This window comes from Streptococcus oralis (assembly GCF_023109315.1).
Taxonomy (GTDB): domain Bacteria; phylum Bacillota; class Bacilli; order Lactobacillales; family Streptococcaceae; genus Streptococcus; species Streptococcus oralis_BS.
The window spans coordinates 60,099-67,969 of sequence record NZ_JALDUF010000009.1 but is presented as its reverse complement, the minus strand read 5'-3'; the positions used below and the strand labels follow the sequence as shown (position 1 = coordinate 67,969).

At 43.5% G+C, this 7,871-nt stretch carries 6 protein-coding genes and 1 pseudogene; 5 read left to right on the top strand and 2 right to left on the bottom strand.

Annotated features, from left to right (window positions below):
• Positions 1-94: 94 nt before the first annotated feature.
• Positions 95-208, top strand: a pseudogene (locus M1F74_RS10105) (LPXTG cell wall anchor domain-containing protein); the annotation flags it as partial.
• Positions 209-299: 91 nt separating this feature from the next.
• Here the strand turns inward: M1F74_RS10105 and M1F74_RS09560 are convergent.
• Both M1F74_RS09560 and gor read right to left on the bottom strand, forming a co-directional pair.
• Positions 300-836 (bottom strand): biotin transporter BioY, encoded by a 537-nt coding sequence (locus M1F74_RS09560; RefSeq protein ID WP_000709017.1) that lies wholly within the window; start codon positions 834-836, stop codon positions 300-302.
• Between the two features lie 143 nt (positions 837-979).
• Positions 980-2,326 carry a glutathione-disulfide reductase gene (gene gor / locus M1F74_RS09555; protein ID WP_247946973.1) on the bottom strand — a complete coding sequence of 449 codons (1,347 nt, stop codon included), beginning with the start codon at positions 2,324-2,326 and terminating at the stop codon, positions 980-982.
• Between the two features lie 266 nt (positions 2,327-2,592).
• Between gor and M1F74_RS09550 the strand changes: the two genes are divergently transcribed.
• The 4 genes from M1F74_RS09550 (at position 2,593) to metG (ending at position 7,855) form a co-directional block, all read left to right on the top strand.
• Complete coding sequence (locus tag M1F74_RS09550) at positions 2,593-3,777, top strand: efflux RND transporter periplasmic adaptor subunit (protein ID WP_247946972.1); 1,185 nt, start codon at positions 2,593-2,595, stop codon at positions 3,775-3,777.
• Positions 3,761-4,462, top strand: coding sequence for an ABC transporter ATP-binding protein (locus M1F74_RS09545; protein WP_247946971.1), 702 nt, complete (start codon positions 3,761-3,763; stop codon positions 4,460-4,462). Before M1F74_RS09550 ends, M1F74_RS09545 begins: the two co-directional genes overlap by 17 nt.
• Positions 4,463-5,722 carry an ABC transporter permease gene (locus M1F74_RS09540; RefSeq protein WP_001180392.1) on the top strand — a complete coding sequence of 420 codons (1,260 nt, stop codon included), beginning with the start codon at positions 4,463-4,465 and terminating at the stop codon, positions 5,720-5,722.
• A gap of 135 nt (positions 5,723-5,857) precedes the next feature.
• Entirely contained in the window at positions 5,858-7,855 is a 1,998-nt protein-coding gene (metG, locus tag M1F74_RS09535; RefSeq protein WP_247946970.1) for a methionine--tRNA ligase, read from the top strand.
• The last annotated feature ends 16 nt before the right edge of the window (positions 7,856-7,871 follow it).

Here is a 7,871-nt window from a genome sequence, read left to right as displayed (position 1 = left end):
AATAATCTCTATATGAATATGAGAGATGATTTTCAGTTAGTTCTTAGGAAGTAATTGGAAAGGAAATAGTCCAGAACCAGGAAAACCAGGACAAAAACCTCAACTTCCTAACACTGGTGAAAAAGCATCTAATGCAGCAGTAGTTGCAGGACTTGCTTTGATGGCAGTGACCGGTGGAATGTACTTTGTAAGCCGTAAAAATAAATAATCTCTATATGAATATGAGAGATGATTTTCAGTTAGTTCTTAGGAAGTAATTGGAAAGGAAATAGTCCAGAACACTTGTTCTGGACTATTTTTTATCTTGAGAAATAAGCGATGTTTTTCAATCGTTGCAGTAGGGGACGACCAATGAAACTAATGGCAATGATCTTACCAAGGTCAGGGAGGATAAAGGGAAGGACACCAACTGCTAGTGCCTTATCGAATGGCATCCCAGCAAGGAAGTGGAGGCTGAGAATACCTCCGACAAAGACGAGGGAATCGCCCAAGAGGTTGGCTAGGAAAATACGAATATAGCCACTATTTTGATGGATGAGATAAGATGTAAGTCCAGCATAGACAAGGTCGAACCAAAGATAACCTGCGCTTGGACCAACTAAAACGTGAAATCCAGCTCCTCCCCCTGCAAAGACAGGTAAGCCAATGGCACCCAGTAGGAGATAGAGAGCTACAGATAGAACAGCTTCTCTGGGCCTAAAAACAGTAGCGATTAAACCAATCGCAAAGTTTTGTAGAGTGAAGGGGACAGGGCCGATAGGGAGACTGATTTGTGCCAAAACGGCGATGAGAGCAGCACCGATAGCAGGGATAGCATAGATATGAGCTTTTTTCAAAACTGTTAACCTCTTTTCAAAATTATAGTAACTATTATACTGATTCAGAAGAAAAAGTCAACCCATTTTTCAAACCAAGGTAACAATTTTGTAACGGCCGATTTTGCAAGTAAAAAGAGACCTCAAGAGGTCTCTTTCGATAATTAGCGCATGGTCACAAATTCTTCAGAAGCGGTTGGGTGGATAGCTACTGTAGCATCAAAGTCTACCTTGGTTGCTCCCATCTTGATGGCAACAGCGAATCCTTGGATCATCTCATCCACTCCGTAACCTAGTCCGTGAAGGCCAACAACTTTTTCATCAGCACCGGCGGTGATGAGTTTGAAGCGAGATTCCTGACGATGATTTGTAACGGCAGAGTACATAGATGCAAAGCTTGACTTGTAGACTTTGATGTTATCTTGGCCGTATTCTTTGATAGCTTGATCTTCAGTTAAACCGACTGTTCCGATTGCTGGGTGGGAGAAGACAACAGTAGGGATAGTCGTGTAGTCCATCTTGGCGTTTGTTTTCCCGTTGAAGAGGCGTTCAGATAAGGTACGTCCTGCTTTGATGGCTACCGGGGTCAGTTCCTTCTCACCAGTAACATCTCCAAGAGCATAGATGCCATCTACAACTGTATTTTGGTATTCATCTACTTGGATAAATCCACGTTGGTTGAGTGTAACTCCAACCTTTTCTAACTCCAGACCGTCTACATTTGGACGGCGACCAGTAGCCCAGATAACTTGGCTGGCAGTGTGACTAGAACCGTCTTCGAAATAAATGGTAATGCCTTGCTCCGTTTCTTCGAGCTTGACGGGTACCTTATGTGTGTGTAAAGGTAGACCTGTTTTTTCCATTTCATTGACAAGTCCTTCAACGATGTAGCTGTCAAAAGTGCGCAAGGGACGATCGCGACGGACAAACAAATCCGTTTTTACTCCTAGCGCGTGGAGAACACCTGCTAATTCAACGGCGATATAGCCAGCTCCAAGAATCGCAACGGATTCAGGAAGTTGCTCCCAAGCAAAGACATCGTCTGAGCTACCACCAAGTTCAGCTCCAGGGATAGTTGGAATGCTTGGACGAGCGCCAGTCGCAATCACGATATGCTTGGCACGAATCAATTCACCATTAACGCTGACGGTGTGGGAATCAACGAAATGAGCACGACCTTCAATCAAATCAACCCCGTTGCGCTTGAAACTTCCATCATAAGACGAGCGGGCACGGTCGATGTAGGCTTCACGGTTTTGACGAAGTTTAGCAAAATCAAATTGAACATCTGAACTTGTAAAACCATAGTCAGGGCCGTAGTGGTGGAAGCTTTCAGCGATTTGAGCTCCATACCACATGATTTTCTTAGGAACACAGCCGACATTGACGCAGGTTCCACCTAATTTTTTCTCTTCAATAACAGCTGCTTTAGCACCGTGTTCGCCAGCGCGGTTCATAGTGGCAATGCCACCGCTCCCTCCACCGATGGCGATGATATCATATTCTCTCATAGAAAACTCCTTATAGCTTTGATAGTCATATTCTATCGTTTTTATTTTTTGAATGCAAAAATCTGCTACGGTAAAAAAATTATAAAAACGCTTGCCAAATTCAAAAAGATATTGTATTATATATCTAGCACAATAACCCAATAAACGAATACCGAACAAAATAATGATCCTGAATTGTCATTGTTTCCATCTGAACTGTCATTGTTTGGGCTTGGTGTTTCTGATATAATGGTTTTTGTAAGGCAAAAGAATAAAGGAGCTTAAAAATGAAAAGAAATAAAAAGGCAAAAAAATGGCAATTATACACAGCGATTGGTGTTGCCAGTGCTATTGTTATCGGTGCTGCGGGGATTTTGATTTTTAGACAACCTTCCCAGTCAGCAGTCAAGGAGGAAACCTCTCATATCGTTGTTGCTAAGGAAGGTTCCGTTGCTTCATCGGTTCTCTTATCAGGTACGGTCACAGCAAAAAATGAACAATACGTTTATTTTGATGCTAGTAAGGGAGATTTAGATGAAATTCTCGTTTCAGTCGGGGACAAGGTCGAAGAAGGGCAAGCGTTGGTCAAATACAGCAGTGCAGATGCTCAAGCTGCCTATGATGCAGCTAATCGTGCAGTTGCAAAGGCAGACCGTCATATCGAGGAGTTAAACAAAGCTCGTGAGAATGCATCAGCTGCACCAGCTTCCCCACAGGTTCCAACAGAAGCTGGACTCCCAGAACAAGCGCAAGCAGCGACTTCTTCCGTATCTTCTATTGATTCTCAAATCAGTGATGCCAAGGATAACCGTGCAGATGCTGTGGCTCAGCTCAACAAGGCTCAAGCTCAGCTAGATGCTGCAACAGTCCTCAGTACACTAGAAGGGACTGTAGTTGAAGTTAATCGTAATGTTTCCAAATCGCCAACGGGTAACAGCCAAGTGGTAGTTCATGTTGTAAGTAATGAAAACTTGCAAGTCAAAGGGGAGTTGTCTGAATACAACCTTGCTAACCTTTCTGTAGGCCAAGAAGTTACCTTTACTTCGAAGGTTTACCAAGATAAGAGCTGGACAGGAAAAATCAGCTATATTTCTGATTATCCTAAGAACAATGGAGAAGCAGCAAATGCAGCCCTTGGAGGAAATACTGGATCTAAGTACCCTTATACTGTTGATGTGACTAGCGATATCGGTGAGTTGAAACAAGGCTTCTCTGTCAGTGTGGAAGTCAAAAACAAGAGTAAGGCCATCCTTGTTCCTTTGACAAGTGTTGTTACCGAAAATGACAAAAACTATGTCTGGCTCGTTGACGACCAGAAAAAAGCCAAGAAAGTGGAAGTTACTTTGGGGAATGCGGATGCAGACAACCAAGAAATTACTTCAGGTTTGACAGACGGTGCCAAGGTCATCAGTAATCCAACATCTTCCTTGGAAGAAGGAAAAGAGGTGAAGGCTGATGAAGAAACTAATTAGTCTCAAAAATATCTGTAGGAGTTATCGAAATGGTGACCAAGAACTGCAGGTCCTTAAAAATATCAATCTAGAAGTTCATGAAGGTGAGTTTGTTGCCATTATGGGACCTTCTGGTTCTGGTAAGTCTACGTTGATGAATACCATCGGAATGTTGGATACACCAACTAGTGGAGAGTACTATCTTGAAGGTCAAGAAGTGGCAGGTCTTGGAGAGAAACAACTGGCCAAGGTCCGCAACCAACAAATCGGCTTTGTCTTTCAGCAGTTCTTTCTCTTGTCCAAGCTCAATGCTCTTCAAAATGTCGAATTACCCTTGATTTACGCTGGAGTTTCGGCATCAAAACGTCGGAAATTGGCTGAGGAGTTTCTGGAAAAGGTTGAGCTGACGGAGCGCAGTCATCATTTGCCGTCTGAGTTATCAGGTGGTCAAAAGCAACGTGTAGCGATTGCCCGTGCCTTGGTAAATAATCCTTCTATCATCCTAGCAGACGAACCTACAGGAGCCTTGGATACCAAGACGGGAAATCAAATTATGCAGCTGTTGGTGGAGTTAAACAAGGAAGGGAAAACCATTATCATGGTCACGCACGAGCCTGAGATTGCTGCCTATGCCAAACGCCAAATTGTCATTCGTGATGGGGTCATCTCATCAGACAGTGCTCTGGTAGAAAAGGAGGAAAACTAGATGCAGAATCTGAAATTTGCCTTTTCATCCATCATGGCCCACAAGATGCGTTCCTTCCTAACCATGATTGGGATTATCATCGGAGTTTCGTCTGTCGTCGTCATCATGGCTCTGGGAGACTCCATGTCTCGTCAGGTCAATAAAAACATGACCAAATCACAGAAGGATATCCATGTCTTTTTCTCTCCTATCAAAAGCAAGGACGGCTCCTTTACGCAGAAACAATCCGCTTTGACAGTCAGCGGGAAAGAAGAGGATGTTCATGTTGAACCACCAAAACCACTAGAATCCTGGGTCAAGGAAGCTGCCAAACTCAAAGGAGTAGACAGTTACTATGTCACTAATTCGACCAACGTTACCCTATCTTATAAGGATAAGAAGGTTGAACGAGCGACTCTGACAGGCGGAAATAGCACCTACATGAACGCAGTTGAAAATGAAATCGTTGCGGGTAGAAGTCTAAGACCGCAAGACTACAAGGAATTTGCCAGTGTGATTTTGTTGGATGAAGAACTAGCCAAGAGTTTGTTTGATAGTCCAGAAGCTGCGGTTAATCAAATCATCTCTGTTAATGAATTTAGTTACCGTGTGATTGGCGTTTATACTAGCAATGAAGCTAAAACTGCTAAAGCCTTTGGGATTGGTGGCCTTCCAATTACGACCAATATTTCTCTCGCAGCTAATTTTAATACTGATGAAATCTCGAACATCGTCTTTCGTGTCAATGATACTAGTCTAACGCAGACATTGGGTCCAGAGTTGGCTCGAAAACTGACTGAGATTGCAGGTCTTCAGCAAGGGGAGTACCAAGTTGCGGACGCAACTGCCGCCTTCCAAGAGGTACAACAACTATTTGGTTTTATGACAACCATTATCAGTGCCATCGCAGGAATCTCTCTCTTTGTCGGGGGAACTGGTGTTATGAATATCATGTTGGTTTCGGTGACAGAACGCACGCGTGAGATTGGTCTGCGGAAAGCTCTCGGAGCTACACGGGCTAATATCTTGGTTCAGTTTTTGATTGAATCCATGATTTTGACCTTGCTAGGTGGTGTCATCGGTCTTGGGATTGCTGCTGGAATGACCATGTTAGCTGGAGTATTGCTTCAAAACATGATTGCAGGTATCGAAGTTGGGGTTTCCCTCCCAATTGCTCTCTTTAGCTTGGCTGTGTCAGCAAGTGTTGGGATGATTTTCGGAGTCTTGCCAGCCAATAAAGCGTCTAAGCTTGATCCAATCGAAGCCCTTCGTTATGAGTAATATAAACATGAGGAAAAACAAGATGGATATTTGTCTGTCTTGTTTTTGTATGGATTTTCCTATCGAAAATCACTAAAAATATGATATAATGAAGTGTTAGAAAAACAGGTTTCATTTGCCTGGAAAGGAAAAATTATGTCTGAAAAGAATTTTTATATTACAACACCGATTTACTATCCATCTGGTAAACTTCATATCGGTTCTGCCTACACCACCATCGCTTGTGATGTCCTAGCTCGCTACAAACGCCTCATGGGCTATGATGTCTTTTATCTGACAGGTCTTGACGAGCATGGTCAGAAAATCCAGCAAAAAGCGGAAGAAGCTGGCATCACACCTCAAGCTTATGTTGATGGGATGGCGGTTGGAGTCAAAGAACTCTGGAAATTACTCGATATCTCATACGATAAATTCATTCGTACAACGGATGACTACCATGAAAAAGTAGTGGCGCAAGTCTTTGAACGTTTACTTGCTCAAGATGACATCTACCTAGGTGAATATTCTGGTTGGTATTCAGTCTCAGATGAGGAATTCTTTACAGAAAGCCAGCTTGCGGAAGTTTTCCGTGATGAAGCTGGAAATGTGACGGGCGGCATCGCTCCATCAGGACATCAAGTGGAATGGGTTTCTGAAGAGTCATACTTCCTTCGCCTCAGCAAATACCAAGACCGTTTGGTTAAATTTTTCAAATCGCACCCTGACTTCATCACTCCAGATGGTCGTCTTAATGAAATGTTGCGTAACTTCATCGAGCCAGGTTTGGAAGACTTAGCGGTTTCTCGTACAACCTTTACTTGGGGTGTACCAGTCCCATCAAATCCAAAACACGTTGTCTACGTTTGGATTGATGCCCTTCTCAACTATGCGACTGCTCTTGGTTATGGTCAAGAGGATCATGCTAACTACGATAAATTCTGGAATGGAACAGTCTTCCACATGGTAGGGAAAGACATCCTTCGTTTCCACTCAATTTACTGGCCAATCCTTCTCATGATGTTGGATATGAAGTTGCCTGACCGCTTGATTGCCCATGGTTGGTTTGTCATGAAAGACGGCAAGATGTCTAAGTCTAAAGGGAATGTCGTTTACCCTGAAATGTTAGTAGAGCGCTATGGACTGGATCCACTTCGTTACTACCTCATGCGTAGCCTTCCAGTTGGTTCAGACGGAACCTTCACTCCAGAGGACTACGTCGGCCGTATCAACTATGAATTAGCAAATGACCTTGGAAACCTCCTCAACCGTACGGTTTCCATGATTAACAAGTACTTTGATGGACAAATTCCTGCCTATGTAGAGGGTGTGACTGAATTTGATAATGCTCTTGCTCAAGTAGCAGAGCAATCTATCGCTGACTACCATACACACATGGAAGCAGTTGACTACCCACGTGCTTTAGAAGCAGTCTGGACTCTTATCTCACGTACCAACAAATACATCGATGAGACAGCCCCATGGGTCTTGGCTAAGGATGAAGAGCACCGTGACCAATTGGCAAGTGTTATGAGCCATTTGGCAGCCAGCCTTCGTGTTGTAGCTCACTTGATTGAACCATTTATGATGGAAACTAGTCGTGCGGTCATGACTCAACTTGGCTTGGAAGAAGTGGCGAGCCTTGAAAACTTGAGCTTGGCAGATTTCCCTGCTGGTGTGACTGTTGTTGCCAAAGGAACACCAATCTTCCCACGTCTGGACATGGAAGAAGAGATTGCCTATATCAAGGAACAAATGGAAGGCAACAAACCAGCAGTCGAAAAAGAATGGAATCCAGATGAAGTTGAACTCAAACTCAACAAGGATGAAATCAAGTTTGAAGACTTTGATAAGGTCGAGATCCGTGTCGCAGAAGTCAAAGAAGTGTCTAAAGTGGAAGGTTCTGACAAGTTGCTCCAATTCCGACTAGATGCTGGTGATGGAGAAGACCGTCAAATCCTCTCAGGAATTGCAAAATACTACCCAAACGAACAAGAATTGGTCGGCAAGAAAGTCCAAATCGTTGCCAACCTCAAACCACGAAAGATGATGAAAAAATATGTCAGTCAAGGAATGATCCTCTCAGCTGAACATGAAAGCAAATTAACCCTTCTCACAGTTGATCCAGCTGTACCAAACGGAAGTGTGATTGGCTAATAGCAAAAAACCAACG

What these genes read in the sequence shown, in the direction of transcription:
- M1F74_RS09545 (WP_247946971.1), top strand. Translation starts at nt 3,761, where the DNA reads ATGAAGAAACTAATTAGTCTCAAAAATATCTGTAGGAGTTATCGAAAT.
- M1F74_RS09550 (WP_247946972.1), top strand. Translation starts at nt 2,593, where the DNA reads ATGAAAAGAAATAAAAAGGCAAAAAAATGGCAATTATACACAGCGATT.
- metG (WP_247946970.1), top strand. Translation starts at nt 5,858, where the DNA reads ATGTCTGAAAAGAATTTTTATATTACAACACCGATTTACTATCCATCT.
- gor (WP_247946973.1), bottom strand. Translation starts at nt 2,326, where the DNA reads ATGAGAGAATATGATATCATCGCCATCGGTGGAGGGAGCGGTGGCATT.
- M1F74_RS09540 (WP_001180392.1), top strand. Translation starts at nt 4,463, where the DNA reads ATGCAGAATCTGAAATTTGCCTTTTCATCCATCATGGCCCACAAGATG.